This is a genomic window from Aliarcobacter faecis (assembly GCF_013201705.1).
In the GTDB taxonomy this organism is placed as follows: domain Bacteria; phylum Campylobacterota; class Campylobacteria; order Campylobacterales; family Arcobacteraceae; genus Aliarcobacter; species Aliarcobacter faecis.
In genome coordinates, this window is sequence record NZ_CP053837.1 from 1,412,347 (window position 1) to 1,428,293 (window position 15,947).

At 27.6% G+C, this 15,947-nt stretch carries 12 protein-coding genes and 2 pseudogenes; 12 read left to right on the top strand and 2 right to left on the bottom strand.

Annotation, left to right across the window (positions count from 1 at the left end; genetic code table 11):
* Positions 1–10: 10 nt before the first annotated feature.
* A complete protein-coding gene (locus AFAEC_RS07120) occupies positions 11–424 on the bottom strand; it encodes a thioesterase family protein (RefSeq protein WP_026806924.1) in 414 nt (137 codons plus the stop codon).
* A gap of 64 nt (positions 425–488) precedes the next feature.
* Here AFAEC_RS07120 and ybeY point away from each other — a divergent pair, with 64 nt between their 5' ends.
* A complete protein-coding gene (gene ybeY, locus AFAEC_RS07125) occupies positions 489–908 on the top strand; it encodes an rRNA maturation RNase YbeY (protein ID WP_026806923.1) in 420 nt (139 codons plus the stop codon).
* A 20-nt stretch (positions 909–928) separates the two neighbouring features.
* Here the strand turns inward: ybeY and AFAEC_RS07130 are convergent, their stop codons facing one another.
* Positions 929–1,333 carry a Fur family transcriptional regulator gene (locus AFAEC_RS07130; RefSeq protein ID WP_026806922.1) on the bottom strand — a complete coding sequence of 135 codons (405 nt, stop codon included), beginning with the start codon at positions 1,331–1,333 and terminating at the stop codon, positions 929–931.
* Between the two features lie 166 nt (positions 1,334–1,499).
* Between AFAEC_RS07130 and AFAEC_RS07135 the strand changes: the two genes are divergently transcribed.
* The 11 genes and pseudogenes from AFAEC_RS07135 to AFAEC_RS07185 all read left to right on the top strand — a co-directional run.
* Positions 1,500–3,077 (top strand): endonuclease/exonuclease/phosphatase family protein, encoded by a 1,578-nt coding sequence (locus AFAEC_RS07135; RefSeq protein ID WP_026806921.1) that lies wholly within the window; start codon positions 1,500–1,502, stop codon positions 3,075–3,077.
* Positions 3,074–4,393 carry a murein biosynthesis integral membrane protein MurJ gene (gene murJ / locus AFAEC_RS07140; RefSeq protein ID WP_026806920.1) on the top strand — a complete coding sequence of 440 codons (1,320 nt, stop codon included), beginning with the start codon at positions 3,074–3,076 and terminating at the stop codon, positions 4,391–4,393. Before AFAEC_RS07135 ends, murJ begins: the two co-directional genes overlap by 4 nt.
* 52 nt (positions 4,394–4,445) lie before the next feature.
* The gene (locus AFAEC_RS07145; protein ID WP_026806919.1) at positions 4,446–6,155 is read left to right on the top strand and encodes an ABC transporter ATP-binding protein; all 1,710 of its coding nucleotides are present in this window, start codon (positions 4,446–4,448) and stop codon (positions 6,153–6,155) included.
* Positions 6,156–6,199: 44 nt separating this feature from the next.
* Complete coding sequence (locus tag AFAEC_RS07150; RefSeq protein WP_026806918.1) at positions 6,200–7,258, top strand: quinone-dependent dihydroorotate dehydrogenase; 1,059 nt, start codon at positions 6,200–6,202, stop codon at positions 7,256–7,258.
* A complete protein-coding gene (locus tag AFAEC_RS07155) occupies positions 7,258–8,571 on the top strand; it encodes a M16 family metallopeptidase (RefSeq protein WP_026806917.1) in 1,314 nt (437 codons plus the stop codon). The genes AFAEC_RS07150 and AFAEC_RS07155 overlap by 1 nt, the downstream gene beginning before the upstream one ends.
* 13 nt (positions 8,572–8,584) lie before the next feature.
* Positions 8,585–9,472, top strand: coding sequence for a 4-hydroxy-tetrahydrodipicolinate synthase (gene dapA / locus AFAEC_RS07160; RefSeq protein WP_026806916.1), 888 nt, complete (start codon positions 8,585–8,587; stop codon positions 9,470–9,472).
* Entirely contained in the window at positions 9,472–10,251 is a 780-nt protein-coding gene (locus tag AFAEC_RS07165; protein ID WP_026806915.1) for an enoyl-ACP reductase, read from the top strand. The genes dapA and AFAEC_RS07165 overlap by 1 nt, the downstream gene beginning before the upstream one ends.
* A complete protein-coding gene (gene pgsA / locus AFAEC_RS07170) occupies positions 10,251–10,793 on the top strand; it encodes a CDP-diacylglycerol--glycerol-3-phosphate 3-phosphatidyltransferase (RefSeq protein ID WP_026806914.1) in 543 nt (180 codons plus the stop codon). The genes AFAEC_RS07165 and pgsA overlap by 1 nt, the downstream gene beginning before the upstream one ends.
* A gap of 9 nt (positions 10,794–10,802) precedes the next feature.
* Positions 10,803–11,861: an RIP metalloprotease RseP gene (gene rseP, locus AFAEC_RS07175; RefSeq protein ID WP_026806913.1), complete on the top strand. Its 1,059-nt coding sequence runs from the start codon at positions 10,803–10,805 to the stop codon at positions 11,859–11,861.
* A 1,783-nt stretch (positions 11,862–13,644) separates the two neighbouring features.
* A pseudogene (locus AFAEC_RS12485) lies at positions 13,645–14,424 on the top strand (methyl-accepting chemotaxis protein); the annotation flags it as partial.
* A 121-nt stretch (positions 14,425–14,545) separates the two neighbouring features.
* Positions 14,546–15,779, top strand: a pseudogene (locus tag AFAEC_RS07185) (IS256 family transposase); the annotation flags it as partial.
* Positions 15,780–15,947: the final 168 nt, after the last annotated feature.

The following is a 15,947-nucleotide window of genomic DNA, read 5'->3' on the forward strand; positions in this document are numbered from 1 at the left end:
GCTCTATTACTTATAAAGAACCTTTCTCAGCTCTTTTTTTTGCCCCTTCAAGAAGTCTTGAAGTCGAAATAATAGCTCTAGTGTGAGTTCCTCTTCCACAAACTCCTCCACTATCAACAACTTCTATTTCAAATTTATAAAGTTTCCCTTCCATACCAACAAAAGTTGCAGTTGAAATAGCTACATCATCTTCTAATGTTGCTGCCATATGTGTAATATTTACATTTACTCCAACACTTTGTTCATCATCTTTTAATAGTGGCATCATAAGTTTTGCTGCACTACACTCCATTAAAGCTATCATTCTAGCTGTTGCAAAAACATCTGGGAAATTATCATCAACTGAAATATTTAAATTTGAAGCTAAATCTTTTTTTTCAACTTTATAATCAATAGATGCTTTTTTTCCTACAATTAAATTCATCTCTTCTCCTTAGATTTATTTTAAAAATAATATACTATTCAAAAATTATTAATATAGGCTAAAAATGATTGATTTTGAAAACCAAACAGACTTAAATGTAGATATAAATGAACTTGAAAGCATACTAAGTAGTATTACAACAAAAGATATTGAATTAATTATTGTAGATAATCCAACAATAAAAAAGTTAAATAAAGAGTATCGACAAAAAGATGAAGCAACAGATGTTTTAAGTTTCCCTTTTGAACAAGAATTTTCTCATCTTCCTTTAGGAACAGTAATCATTTCAAAAGATTTTATACAAGAGAAAGCAAAAGAGTATAATCATAGCAATGCCGATGAGTTAAAACTACTTTTTATTCATGGAATTTTACATCTACTTGGATTTGATCATGAAGTTGATATGGGTGAGCATAGAAAAAAGGAAGAAGAACTTATAAAAAAATTCAATCTTCCTTCAAGTTTAATTGTGAGAAACTCTTAAAATAGTTGGCAAAAAGCCAATTATTTACAACACTTTTTACAAGTTCCACTTAAAACAATATCAGTACTATCTATCTTAAAATTGTTTATTTTTGAAACTTGTTCTATAATATCACTTGAATCAAGCATAATATCTTCAATGAAACCGCACTCTTTACAAACCAAATGTGCATGCTCAGTTTTTACTAACTCATAAACTGATTTTGCATTTGGAATTTTTACTTCTGATAAAAAAGTTTTCTCTAACATAGAGTTTACATTCTTATAAATTGTTGCTAACGATACAGAAGGGAATCTATCTAAAAGTTTTTTATATAACTCATCAATATTCATATGTCCATTCATATAAAGTTCATCAACAATAGCAACTCTTTGTGGAGTAACTTTTAAATCATATTCTTTTAATAAATTTGCATAATTTGTCATAAATTTTCCTTTAAATTACTATAAATATAAAATTATCTGTTTATTATTTTCCGTATCATATCATAATTTTTATAAATTAATAAATTTTATTTCAGATTTTCACCTTTTTTCCTTTTAATTATAAATTAGCTACCATTTCAAAAACTTTGTCTATGGAAAAATATATATGCCAAAATTTCTTATAATTCTTATTTTTACCCTAAATCTCTTTGCACAAAACCTAAAAATCGCCTCTTATAATGTAGAAAACTTTTTTGATTTGATAAATAATAAAACAGAATATGAAGAGTATGTTCCAAATAGTAACTCTTTATGGAACCAAAGAAATTTTGATATAAAATTAAAAAATACCTTAAAAGTATTAAATGACTTAGATGCAGATATTATAGCTTTACAAGAGATAGAAAATGAGAATTTGATAAAATTATTAAAACAAAAACTTCCTCAATATAGCTATTATGCTTTTTCAAAATACCCAAACTCTGCTGTTGGATTAGGATTTTTATCAAAAATTCCTATAAAAAACTATAAAAATTTAGATGTAAAATTAAGTTCAAATAGTTATAGACCAATTTTAGAAGCAACTTTTAATTTTGAAAATATTGATTTTAAAATATTTAATAACCATTGGCCATCAAAAAAAGCTAGTGAAGTTCTTAGAGTAAAATATGCACAAACTTTAAATAATAGATTAAAAGAACTAGAAAAAGATTATGATTATATTTTAGTTGGTGATTTTAACTCTGATTATAATGAGTTTGAAACTTTCAAAAACAATCCTAAATTAAATCTTACAAATGGAATTACAGGAATAAATAATATTTTAAATACAACAATAAATGATAAATTTGTAACAATTGATGATATTTTGAAACAAGAGAAAAAAGTTCACTATAATCTTTGGCTAGAGCTTCCAACTAATGAGAGATTTTCTACAAAATATAAAAATCAAAATAATACACCTGATAATATGATTATTAATTCAGCACTATTTGATGGTAAAAAGTTATCATATATTGTAAACTCTTTTGAAGTTTTTAAGCCAAACTATTTATTTAATGGAAAAGATATAAATAGATGGGAGATTTCAAATGAAGTTAAAAATAAGATTCATAAAGGAGAAGGTTTTTCTGACCATCTTCCAATATTTGCAATTTTTTCAATAAAAAAAGATGATACAAATCCACTTAAAAATATAAAAGAGAATGAAAATCAAAAAACTTTAATATCATCTTTATATAAAAAAGAGAAACTTTTAAAAGATGAGATTTTAGAAGATGTTATTGTTTTATACAAAAGTGAAGATAAGGCAATTATAAAACAAAAAGACGATAAAGCAATTTATATATTTAAAGGTGCAAATAAGTTAAAACTGGGATATTCTTATAATCTTCAAATAAAAGAAATATATGATTTTTATGGATTAAAAGAGGTAAAAGAGTTCAATATTTTAAAAGAGAATGAAGAGTTTAAGAATTATAAAGAGCTATTTTTAGATGCTTCAAAAATTGATATTTTTGATTTTAAATATGAAAATGAAGTTATTACAAACCTAAAAGGTTTTATTTCAAAAGGAAATTTACAAATAAATGGTGGGAAAACTATAAAACTATTTGCAAAAGATAAAAATATTTTACCAAAAGATGGAACAACTATAGAGATACTAAATGCACAACTTGGTTCTTACAAAGGAAATATGCAGATAATTTTCCATTTACAAAATGATTATAAAGAGATAAAATGAACTATAAAAACAGATTAGTAAAATCAATATTTACAAATAGCAGTGGAATTTTAGTCTCTAGACTAACAGGTTTTGTAAGAGATTTAATGACAGCTTCAATTCTTGGAGCAAATATATATTCTGATATATTTTTTATAGCATTTAAATTTCCAAATCTATTTCGTAGTATCTTTGCTGATGGTGCTTTTACACAAGCCTTTATCCCATCATATGCAAAATCTAAACATAAAATAAGATTCTCTTCTATTGTTTTTTTACAAATTTTAGCCTTTTTACTTGTTTTATCTTTAATAGTAACTCTATTTTCACACCTTTTTGCAAAAGCTTTTGCTATTGGTTTCTCAAAAGAGACTATTGACTTAGCTAGTCCTCTTTTTGCAATAAATTTCTACTATTTACCACTTATATTCATAGTTACCTTTATGGGAGCTTTACTTCAATATAAACACCATTTTGCAACAACTGCTTACTCAACAGCACTATTAAATCTATCTATGATTGCCAGTTTAATTATTGCAAGAGGGCTTGAACAATATACAATCACTTTTTATCTATCATTTGGAGTTATATTTGGTGGGATTTTACAAGTAATTGTGCATATAATTGCAATAAAAAGAGCTAATTTAGGCAAAATCTTTACTTTTAGAAAACATAAACAAAAAGAGGAAAATAGATTTTATAAAAACTTCTTTGCAGCAACATTGGGCTCTTCAACAATGCATATTTCAGCATTTATTGATACTTGGTTGGCATCTTTTTTAATAAGTGGTTCAATTTCATATCTATATTATGCAAATAGAGTTTTTCAACTTCCACTAGCAATTTTTGCAATAGCAACATCAATTGCCCTATTTCCTATGGTAGCAAAATCTATAAAAAATCAAGATGAACAACAAGCACTAAAACTTATGAAAAAATCTTCTATTATTTTATTTGGAGTTTTAACTATTTCGATGATTATAGGAATACTTTTTGATAATTTTATTATAGAACTTCTATTTGAAAGAGGTGCATTTACAAGTGATGATACAAAAAATACTGCACTTATTTTAAGTATGTATCTAATTGGTCTTTTACCTTTTGGATTAGCAAAAATATTTTCACTTTGGTTATATGCAAAAGAGCAACAAATATTAACTGCCAAAATATCAGCACAAAGTCTATTAGCAAATATCATTTTTTCACTTATCTTAATCAAACCATTTGAAGCTGCTGGTTTAGCATTTTCAAGTACACTTAGTGGATTTGTACTATTTTTCTTAACTATTAGAGCCTTTGGACTTAAAAAATTTATTGAAATGTTCAAAAACTCTTAGTTTTAGTTAAATTTCGATAAAATCTAAGACTTTTTTAAAACCTAGGACTTTAATGAGAAAATTTTTTGGACAATATAAAGCATATTATAAAAACTACAAATTAGAGATTTTCTATGCTCTTATTGGAATATCACTTGTAGCTTTAGCAACAGCTGGAACAGCTTATGCAATTCAACCTCTTTTAGATGATATTTTTATAAATAAAAATGTAAATATGCTTTATATTATGCCAATTATTGTAATTATTTTATATGCTGCAAAAGGTTTTGGTGGATATATTCAAGCCTATTTTATCTCATATATAGGTCAAGATATTACAAGAATAGTAAGAGATAAGCTTTTTGCTCATGTCCTAAAATTAGATCTTGCTTTTTTTCAAAAGATTCATAGTGGAGAATTGGTTAGTAGAATAATAAATGATATAAATAGAATTCAAACTGCTGTTTCAAACTCTTTAGCTGAATTAATAAGAGAGAGTTTAACTATCATAGCTTTAGTATCTTTAGTTATTTATCGTTCTCCTGAATTAGCTTTTTATGGTTTAGTTGTACTTCCACTTGCAATTTATCCTCTTACAAGATTAGCAAAAAGAATGAAAAAACTATCTTTTAAATCTCAAGAGAGTAACTCTGATATTACTTCAAGTTTAAGTGAATCATTTAATAATATTGAGATAATTAAGGCAAATGGTACAGAAAATATTGAGACAAAAAAATTTAGTACTTTAAATATGATTTTCTTCAAATATAATATGAAAGCAGTTAAAACAAATGAATTAACTTCTCCTATAATGGAGACTTTAGGTGCAATTGCTTTTGGAGCTGTTATATTAGTTGGAGGAAGTAAAGTTGTAAGTGGTGAGCTTACAACTGGGGAGTTTAGTTCATTTATAGCTGCACTTTTTATGCTTTATACACCAATAAAAAGAATATCTTCACTATATAATAAAATGCAAGATGCTGTTGCTGCAAATGAGAGAATAAATGATATTTTTGCAAAAACTCCTCAAATAAAATCAGGAAATATAGATAAACTCGATGATATAAAAACTATCTCTTTTATTAATGTAGGATTAAAATATGATGAACTTGAAGCTTTAAGAAATATAAATTTAGAAGCAAAAAAAGGTGAAATTGTAGCACTTGTGGGAGATAGTGGTGGTGGGAAATCATCTTTGATAAACTTACTTGTAAGATTTTATGATGTAAATAGTGGAGAGATAAAATTTGATAATACAAATATAAAAGATATCTCACTAGATGAACTTAGAGAACAAATCTCAATAGTTACTCAAAGAGTATATATTTTCAATGATACAGTAGCAGCAAATGTATCTTATGGTGAAGAGTTAGATGAACTAAGAGTTATAGAAGCTTTAAAACAAGCTCATGCTTATGAATTTGTATCAAAAATGAAACTAGGAATAAACACTACTCTTGATGAATTTGGTACAAACTTAAGTGGAGGTCAAAGACAAAGAATAGCAATAGCAAGGGCTCTATATAAAAATCCAAAAATTTTAATCCTAGATGAAGCTACATCAGCATTAGATAATAAAAGTGAAGGAATTATTAGTGAAGTTATAGAAGAAGTTAGCCGTAATAGAATAACTTTTGTAATAGCACACAGATTAAGTACTATTAAAAATGCCTCTAAAATTGCAGTGTTTAAAAGTGGAGAGATTGTTGATATTGGAACACAAGAAGAGCTTTTATCTTCAAGTTCTGAGTATCAAAGATTATATAATTCAGCAAATTTTTGATTTGTTTTTGATAATATATTTTAATTCTAAAAAAAGGAAAAATCTTGTTTAGTTATGAAACTATTAAAAAAGTACTATTTTTATTTAATCCAGAAAAAGCACATCATATTGCTGAATGTGGTTTAAAGATAGTTGGAAAATGTAAACTTTTAAAAAACTATTATGAGAAAAGAAACTATATAAGTGACCAAAAACTAAATCAAGAACTTTTTGGTATAAAGTTTGAAAATCCTGTAGGACTTGCTGCTGGATTTGATAAAAATGCAACTATGATAAATGCTATGAAGAGTATGGGATTTGGTTTTACAGAAATTGGAACAATGACACCAATGCCACAAGATGGAAATCCAAAACCTAGAATGTTTAGATATCCTGAACAAAAAAGTGTTCAAAATGCTATGGGATTTAATAATCTAGGAGCTCATACTGTTTTAAAAAATCTAAAAAAAGCTCAGCCATTTCCACTTCCCTTAGGAGTGAATATTGGGAAAAATAAAAATACTCCAGAAAGATTTGCTCTAAGTGATTACAAAACTTTAATTAAAAAATTTGAAAACTTAGCAGATTATCTAGTTATAAATATCTCAAGTCCAAATACTCCAAACTTAAGAGATTTACAAAATGAGAAGTTTATAAATGAACTTTTTACTATGGCAAAAACACTTACTTCTAAACCAATTTTTTTGAAAATTGCACCTGATATGGAAGCAAATCAAGCTATAGAGCTTTGTAAATCAGCAGTAAATGCAGGAGCTATTGGAATAATTGCAACAAATACAACTATTGATTATAGTTTAGTTCCAAATTGTAAAGATTTTGGTGGACTAAGTGGAGCTTGTCTGAGTGAAAAATCGGCTCTTTTATTTAAAGAGATTGCAAAAGAGCTATATGGAAAAGCTATTTTGATAAGTGTTGGTGGAATTTTTACAGGGAAACAAGCTTATGAGAGAATTAAAAATGGAGCTTCTTTGGTACAAGTATATTCAAGTTTAGTTTTTGAAGGTCCATCTATGGTGCGAAAAATAAATGAAGAGTTATTAGAGTTATTAAAAGTTGATGGCTATGATAATATAACTGAAGCTATTGGAGCAAATTTAAGATAATGGAAAAATTCTTAAAAATTTTTATATTTTTTATTTTTATGGGAGAGTTTATGAGTGCAAATAGTTTGCCAAATTATTATACAAAAAACCTAGAAAATGGTTTACAAATTGTTGCAATTCCTATGGATAACAACACAAATGTAGTATCTGTTGATGTTTTTTATAAAGTTGGAAGTAGAAATGAAGTTATGGGGAAAAGTGGAATTGCTCATATGTTAGAGCATTTAAACTTTAAATCAACAAAAAATCTAAAAGCTGGAGAGTTTGATGAAATTGTAAAAGGTTTTGGTGGAATAAACAATGCTGGAACTAGCTTTGATTACACACACTACTTTATAAAAACTGCTTCAAAGAATACGGATAAATCACTAGAGTTATTTTCTGATCTAATGCAGAATTTAACTCTAAAAGATGAAGAGTTTCAACCAGAACGAGATGTTGTAGCAGAAGAGAGACGTTGGAGAACAGACAATAATCCAATGGGTTATCTACAATTTAGAATGTTTAATAATGCTTATGTATATCATCCTTATCACTGGACTCCAATTGGTTTTATGGATGATATAAAAAACTGGACAATTGAAGATATTAAAGATTTTCACTCTACATATTATCAACCAAAAAATGCAATAGTTTTAGTTGCTGGAGATATTACAAAAGAAGAAGTTTTCTCTTTAGCTGAAAAACACTTTAAAGATATAAAAAATACAAAAGATATTCCAACTTCTATTCATACAAAAGAACCTATTCAAGATGGAGAAAGAAGAGCAATTATAAATAAAGAGTCAAATGTACAAATGCTTGCTATGACTTATCATATTCCAAATTTTGAACACGAAGACCAAGTAGCTCTTAGTGCTTTAGGACAACTTTTAAGTAGTGGGAAAAGTTCTGTTCTACAAAAAGTTTTAGTAGATGAAAAAAGATTAGCAAACTCAATATATGCCTATAATATGGAACTAAAAGACCCTGGAGTTTTTATGTTTATGGCTGTTGCAAATGAAAATATTGATGCTTTAAAAATAGAAAAAGAGATTTTAGATATAATATCAAAAATTCAAAAAGGTGAAGTTAAAGAAAAAGATATATCTCGGCTTAAAATAAATACAAAAGCAGATTTTATCTACTCTTTAGAAAGTTCAAGTGATGTTGCTTCACTCTTTGGAACATATTTAGTACGAGACAATATTAAACCTCTTTTAGAATATGAAGCAAATTTAGATAAGCTAAAAGTTGAAGATATTGTAAATGTTGCAAAAAAATATTTAATAAAAGAGAACTCAACAACTCTTATTTTAAAAGAAAAAAATTAAAAAAAGGAAAAAGATGGATACCATTATTGGCTCTATGACCGCTTTAATCACACCATTTAAAAATGGAAAAGTTGATTTACAAAAATATGAAATGCTTATCAAAAGACAAATAGCAAATGGTGTAGATGCTGTTTCTCCAGTTGGAACAACAGGAGAAAGTGCTACATTATCACATAAAGAGCATAAAGAGTGTATTGAAGTAGCTGTTGCAACTTGTAAAAATACAGATGTAAAAGTCCTTGCTGGAGCTGGTTCAAATGCAACTCATGAAGCCTGTGATATCGCTAAATTTGCTCAAGAAGTAGGAGCAAATGGAATTTTATCTATAGCTCCATACTATAATAGACCAACTCAAGAAGGGCTTTATGAACACTATAAAACAATAGCTCAAAGTGTTGAAATTCCTTTTATGCTTTATAATGTTCCTGGAAGAACTGGAGTTGATTTACTACCAGAGACTGCTATTAGACTTTTTGATGATGTAAAAAATATTTATGGTATAAAAGAGGCAACTGGTTCACTTGAGCGTGCAACTGCAATAATGTCACAAAGAGAAGATTTTATAGTGGTTTCTGGAGATGATAGTGTTGATTTTCCAATGTTAGCAAGTGGTGCAAAAGGTATCATCTCAGTTACAGGGAATTTAGTTCCAAATCTAAAATCAAAACTTGTAAAATCTGCAATGAATGGAGATTTTACAACAGCTTTAAAAATTCACAATGATTTATTTGAATTAAATAAAGTACTGTTTTGTGAAAGCAACCCTATTCCAATAAAAGCAGCTATGTATCTAGCAGGATTATTAGATACTCTTGAATTTAGGTTACCATTAACACAACCAAGTTCTGAAACAATAAATAAATTAGAAAATATATTAAAAAAATATGAGGTAGTTAAATAATGAATAGTTCTATGAAGGAAAAAACTTTAGTAATTTCTGGTGGTACAAAAGGTATTGGAAAAGAGTGTGTTTATAAATTTGCGAGTAATGGTGTAAATGTAGCATTTACATATAATTCAAATGGAGAAATTGCTCAAGAGATTTGTAATGATGTTGAAACTAAATTTGGTGTAAAATGTAAAGCATACCCTTTTAATGTACTAGAGCCAGAAAAATATGTAGAGCTTTTTGAAGAGATAGATAAAGATTTTGATAGAGTTGATTTCTTTATCTCAAATGCTATGATTTATGGAAGAGCAGTTGTTGGTGGATATGGAAAATTTATGAAACTTAAACCTAGGGGATTAAACAATATTTATACTGCAACAGTTAATGCTTTTGTATGTGGAGCACAACAAGCAGCAAAAAGAATGCAAAAAATTGGTGGTGGTGCAATAGTTAGCTTAAGTTCAACTGGAAATTTAGTATATATTGAAAATTATGCAGGACATGGAACAAATAAAGCTGCTGTTGAAGCAATGGTAAGATATGCTGCAAATGAGTTAGGTGAGTTTGGCATTAGAGTAAATGCAGTTTCTGGTGGTCCAATTGATACTGATGCACTAAAAGCATTTACAAATTATGAGGAAGTTAAAGCAAAAACTGCTGAGTACTCTCCTCTAAATAGAATTGGACAACCTGAAGATTTAGCACAATCTTGTTATTTTTTATGTACAAATGATGCATCTTGGATTACAGGGCATACATTAATAGTTGATGGTGGGACAACTTTTAGATAATGTCAAAGAACTTAAATCTACCAAATATTTTAGCTCTATTTAGAATAGCCTTAGCTCCTTTAATGCTATGGTTTTTTATAGATAGAGCAAACCCTATATTTTCATCTTGGCATATCTCATGGTTTGACTATTTTGCTGGACTTATTTTTGTAATTGCTTCAGTTACAGATTTTTTTGATGGGTTTATTGCAAGAGCTTGGGATCAAATGACAAAACTTGGTGGAATACTTGACCCACTTGCAGACAAGATGTTAGTTCTTGCAGGTTTTTTAGGACTTATGGCAATAGATAGAGCTAGTGTATGGGCTGTTTTTTTAATACTTTCAAGAGAGTTTTTTATAACAGGACTACGAGTAGTAGCTGTAAGTGAAGGAAAAGATGTAGCTAGTACAATGGCTGGAAAAGTAAAAACAGTAGCTCAAATGTTTGCTATTGGATTTTTAATTATGAATTGGCCATATGCTACAACTATACTTTGGTTTGCTGTAGCTTTAACTTTATACTCTGGATTTGAATATACAAGAGACTATTTCAAAGCTTAAGGATTTTTTTTGGGTACTATTACTTTCTTACTTGTTTTATCATTTTTAGTATTTTTTCATGAGCTTGGACACTTTTTAGCTGCTCGTTATTTTGGAGTTAAAGTTCATGTTTTCTCTATTGGTTTTGGAAAACAGATATACTCAAAATATTGGGCTGGAACAACTTGGCAAATAGCTATGATACCACTTGGTGGATATGTAAAAATGAAAGGTCAAGATGATTCAAATCCAGCTTTGATTGAAGATGGAAATGACTCATATAATACAAAAAAACCATGGCAAAGAATTATTATACTATTTGCTGGTCCTTTTGCAAACTTTTTACTTGCAGCAATTATCTATTTTTCAATAGCACTTATGGGTGCAAATACTTTAGCTCCAGTTATTGGAAATGTAAGCCCAAACTCTGTAGCTTTTGAAGCTGGTTTACAAACAGATGACAAAATAATAAAAATAAATGATATCAACATAAAATCTTGGGATGAAATAGGAAAAGTTATCACAACTACACAAGGTACATTACAATTTTATATTCAAAGAGATAATAAATTATTAGTAAAAATGATAAACCCTCAAGTCTCTGATAGTCAAAATATGTTTAATGAAAGAATTAAAAAAAGAATGATAGGAATAGCTCCAAAAGGTGAAGTTATAACTTTAGAGTTAGGTTTTTATGACTCTTTAATTTTTGCTTATGAAAAAACTATTCTTGCTTCAACTATGATTTTTCAAGGTGTTCAAAAACTAATTCAAGGAATAATTCCATCTAGTGAAATTGGTGGAGTTATAAGTATAGGAAAAGTTATCTCTGATGCTAGTGAAAGCTCATTCATAGCACTTTTAACAATTACAGCTTTAATTTCAGTTAATCTTGGAGTTTTAAATCTTCTTCCTATTCCAGCACTCGATGGTGGTCATATTATGTTTAATTTATATGAGATGATTGTAAAAAGAAAACCTAGTGAACGGGTTTTTATGTTTTTGACAATTATGGGGTGGATTATACTAGCTAGTTTAATGCTTCTTGGAATTTATAACGATATTAATAGAATATTTTTGAATAACTAATACAATTTCTTACAATTATCCCTACTTTTTTATAATTTTTTATAAAAAAGTAGGGATTAAACTCCAAAGGCTTGGATAAATACTAAAAAAATTGATAAAAGAGTCAACACTATATATAAAATTTTATGAAGTACATTATAAAAACTATTTATCTAATTTTTATTAACATATAAACATCCAATAATTAGAGGAATATTTGTATTTCTGCTCACAAAAAGAAGAGTTAATGAAATTCTACAACTAAAGCACAAACATATTAGCTACAAAGATAATACTTTTACGATACTTGCTGAAAATTCAGAAAACAAAAAAAAGTAAATAATCTAAATTCTATAGAAACTATATATGTAGATTTATAAAAATAATATTTTTTTTTAGTTATAATCAGCAATATTTAAAGTAGAGTGGATAAAAAAATTGTTAAATCTAAAAAGTATTAATATATAAACTTAAAAATACTTTTAGATGAAATTAGTGAATATAATTTAGAAAATTGCAAAAATAACCATTCTAGAGAAGATTATCAAATAGAATATACAAAAAACATTTTAAACTTATTAAATTAAAATATAAAAAAACAAATCACTAATTGTAAATATATATAAATTAAATTATATAAAAATAAAAGATATAAATCTTTTAAAATAAATATCTTATCTTAAAATAAAAGGAAAAATAATTTATGGTTATAGGGGTAAAACAAAAGATATTTATATCTTTGATTTCAATTTCACTATTCGCTAGTATTTCATTTGGTTTTTTTATATATATTAGCCAAAAAAATACTTTTTATGAATCACTAGAAAAGCAGTTAAGAGCAGCTATAAATGCCACTATCTTATATTTAGGTGAGGATTTTGTAGATAAATATACTCAAGAAAATCCTATTGATAGAGATTTACACTTCTCTTTTGTAGAGAAATTGAGTAAATTTGCACAAGAAACTAATCTTGAATATATCTATGTAATGATAAAAGATAAAGATATCGTTCGTACATCACTATCAAGTGCAACAAAAGAAGAGTTAGAAAAAGGTGAATATGATGAGTTCTTAGTTGAGTATGAAGCAAGTCAATTAGTACAAAATGGATTTTTTAAAAATAATGAATTTTTTGAAAACACTATTGATAAATATGGGCATTTCTATTCTTTAATTAAAGCATTTGAATCTCCAGAAAAGAAATTATATTTAATTGGTGCTGATATTGATATAGCAGAAGTACATAGCTCTTTAAATAATATTTTAATTAAGACAATTTTAATAACTCTTTTAATTCAAGTACTAGCAATAGTTTTTGCATATCTCATAAGCTCTTCTATTGGTAAGAAAATCAAATCTACACAAACTGGAATTTTAGACTTCTTCGATTTTTTATCAAGAAAAAAATCTAGTGTAAGTCATCTTGAAGTAAAAGAATTAGATGAGTTTGGAATTATGGCAAAAACTATAAATGAAAATATAGATATTATACAAAAAGGTGTTATTGCAGATAATCAAACAGTTAACGAATTTGTAAATATCTCAAATCAGATTCAAGTTGGTAATTTAAATGGAAAAATTGAACTAAACCCATCAAATCCACAACTTCTTGAGCTAAAAAATGTATTTAATAGTATGGTTTTAATGCTAAATTCTAATGTAAAACTGATTTTAGAAGTTTTAGAAAAATACTCACTATATGATTTTACTAAAAAAATTGAGAATAAAGATTTACAAGGAGAACTGGGAAAATTGGTTTTAGATGTAAATAATCTAGGAAGTGAAATAACAAATTTATTAGTTGAAAATATGAAAAATGGAGTTATTTTACAGAATAGTTCAACTCAACTATTAAATAATGTAAATATTTTAAATAGCGCTTCAAATAAAGCAGCTGTTGCTCTTGAAGAAACAGCTGCTGCAATAGAAGAGATAACAGGAAATATAAGACAATCAAATCAAAATATCTCTTCTATGACATCTTTAGCAAATAACTTAAATAAGTCTTCAAAAGATGGAGAGCAACTAGCACATAAAACTACAAATGCTATGCAAAATATAAATAATCAAGTTGAAATGATAAATGAAGCTATTACAGTTATTGATAATATTGCATTCCAAACAAATATTTTATCTTTAAATGCAGCAGTAGAAGCAGCAACAGCAGGAGAAGCTGGAAAAGGTTTTGCTGTGGTTGCACAAGAAGTAAGAAATCTAGCAACAAGAAGTGCTGAAGCTGCAAAAGAGATAAAAAATTTGGTTGAGAAAGCAAAAGAGATTACAAGTAATGGAAGAGATATTGCAAATAATATGATAGATGGTTACTCAAAATTAAACAGTGATATAAATTTAACTATTGACTTAATAAGTAGTGTTCAAGGTGCAAGTAAAGAACAACTTTTAGGAATTGAACAGATAAATAATGCTATCAACTCTCTAGATAAACAAACTCAAGATAATGCAAATGTTGCATCTTTAACTAAAGAAATAGCACAAAGTACAGATAAAATAGCAAAAATAATTGTTGAAGATACAAATAATAAAGAGTTTATAGGAAAAAATAGTATAAAAAAGACTTCATAAAATAAGTAATGGCAAAAGGATAGATGATGTAGAGCTTATAAAATATCGCTGTTAGAAATTCCGTGTCAATCTGATAAAATAATATCAAGGATGGTCCTCGTTCCTGCGGGGTTACACGACAATGGAAGAGAGAATAAACTTTGACTTTAATGAAGTTTTAGAACAATTTAAAAATGGTAAAAATTTTACAGGTAAAGATGGACTTTTAGCTCCACTTATCAAACAACTAACAGAAGCTACTTTAGAAGCAGAAGTAGAATCACATATTGCTAATGATATCCTTTCTGGAACAAGAAATAGAAAAAATGGTGTAAATAAAAAAACTATTAAAGGTCTATCTGATGGTTCTTTTGAACTTGAAACACCAAGAGATAGGAATGGAACATTCGAACCTCAAATAGTAAAAAAACATCAGACTACAATCTCAAATGAAATAGAAGAAAAAATACTTTCAATGTATGGACTTGGAATGAGTTATACAGATATATCTTCACATATTGAATAGATATATCAAGTATCTATTTCAACTGCAACAATAAGTACTATTACTGATAAAATTATAGATAGAGTAAAAGCTTGGCAAAGTAGACCATTAGATTCTATATATCCATTTGTTTGGTTAGATGCAATACATTATCTTGTGCTTGCACTCTCTTCGAGAAAATCAAAGATGGTGGGAAATATGTTTCAAAAGCTGTTTACACAGTTTTAGGTGTAAATATGGAAGGCAAAAAAGATATATTAGGACTTTACCTTTCAGAGTCTGAAGGAGCTAACTTCTGGCTTTCAGTTCTTACAGATTTAAACAATAGAGGCTTACAAGATATTTTAATTGCATCTGTTGATGGATTAAAAGGATTTCCAGAAGCAATAAAAACTATTTTTCCTAAAACAGAAGTGCAACTTTGTATTATTCATCAAATAAGAAATTCTATTCGTTATGTTGCTGCCAAGAATCATAAAGAGTTCATGAAAGATTTCTTGTGCTTGCACTTTCTTTGAGAAAACCAGTTTATCAAGCAGTTTCAAAAGAAGTAGCAGAAGAAGCACTTTTAGCCTTAGATGAAAAGTGGGGAAAACTTTATCCAATAGTGCTTCAATCTTGGAATAATAAATGGGAGAATTTATCTGTTTATTTCAAATACCCACCAGAGATTAGAAAAGTAATTTATACAACAAATATTATTGAATCAGTACATAGACAATTTAGGAAACTTACTAAGACTAAAGGTGCATTTCCAAATGAGAACAGCTTATTAAAATTGCTTTATATGGGAATGAAAAATGCTACAAAAAAGTGGAATATGCCAATGTGGAACTGGAACTTAACACTTTCACAATTAGCAATATTTTTTCTCACAGAGAGTGCAAGCACAAGGAAGGTAGATTGGATAGTGAACTTAAAATTTAAGTTTGGGTGTGATAGGATTTCTCCTATCAGAATTACTTTGACACGAAATATTTAACGGTCTCTTTTAAAGAGATTTTTACATTTTCTAGGATAGTATCTGTGTCAGCCTCAG